This window comes from Paraburkholderia sp. Cpub6 (assembly GCF_014201065.1).
Lineage (GTDB): Bacteria > Pseudomonadota > Gammaproteobacteria > Burkholderiales > Burkholderiaceae > Paraburkholderia > Paraburkholderia tuberum.
Map to the genome: position 1 here is coordinate 1 of NZ_JACHDM010000097.1, position 1,111 is coordinate 1,111.

The 1,111-nt window shown below is 52.7% G+C and carries 1 pseudogene; it reads left to right on the forward strand.

Going from position 1 to position 1,111, the window contains the following annotated elements:
• Nucleotides 1–175: 175 nt before the first annotated feature.
• Nucleotides 176–1,111, forward strand: a pseudogene (locus tag HDG33_RS36860) (hypothetical protein); the annotation flags it as partial.

Here is a 1,111-nt window from a genome sequence, read left to right on the forward strand (position 1 = left end):
GCTCGGCTGGGACTCCCCCGAGGAAGCAATGGCTAAAGAGTTAGAGAAGGCCGGATTAGCTAAACGTTGCACTTGACTCTTGAGACTGCCCTTCCACCCAATTCCCGGCACAGCGGGCACAGACCGCTAGCACAAAGGGGCGTATGCTAAACGTGACCCTTCGAGGAGGCCTTCCATGGCGTCCGGCACTCGAACACGACGTGATTCTGACGTGGGCGAAAAGTCCGGGGCCAGAATGTCACTGAGCGCAAGTGAAACAGCTCACAAAATCGGGCGCCGCAGATTCGGTGAATTTGTGAATCTTGTTCGGGGACCGGTTGCGGCACTCGGTGCCGAGCAGAATCTCCGCGTCAAACGCGAGTTATTGGAATCACTGTCGCGTCGAGCGGTATATTGGATGGCGTTGGTGTTGTTCGGAAGCTTGTTCGAGCTTAAATCTGGATATTGGATAATACCCGACTATTGGATCAAGACGTCGGATATTTATCGTTTGTTCCGTGTGGTCTGGATCTTGGGACTGTGGGGGATGGCCACTCCCATGGCAATATATTTACTGAAAAGGACCATGGCGCTTCCAAAGCACGCGGGCGTCAACGCGGTCGAGCAGATGCACGGGGCATGGGCTGCATTGGTCATACTGACATCGGTGTGGTGGGCGGCGGGTAGCTTTGGGTTAATCCCCCTCCAATTCCAGTTTCATGGTACCGGTTCCGGCAGGATTGGCTTCCTGGAGCTGACGCTGATCAGCTATACATTTACTGTGCTGCTGCTCGCACCTAGTCTTCGTGCAACTTTGGGTTCACTCGTGCTCGGCACTATCCCATTCGGATTTAGCGTGGGAAATTATCTGTTAATTGAACGGCCAGTATGGTTTTACTGGTATATGGGTCAACTAATTGGCTATTGTTTCATCGCATGGTTTCTTTGTTACAATCAGGAGCGCGCATGTGTAAAAGAGATTATTCTCGAAGAGGCGCGATCGCAGGCCGAAGCGGCAATGGCGGAAAAGAACCAATTTATCGCTGCGATAAGCCATGATTTGCGCCAGCCGCTCACAACGCTCGGCTTGAAGTTGAACTATATCGAGCGGACCATTGAATCAACCAGGCTG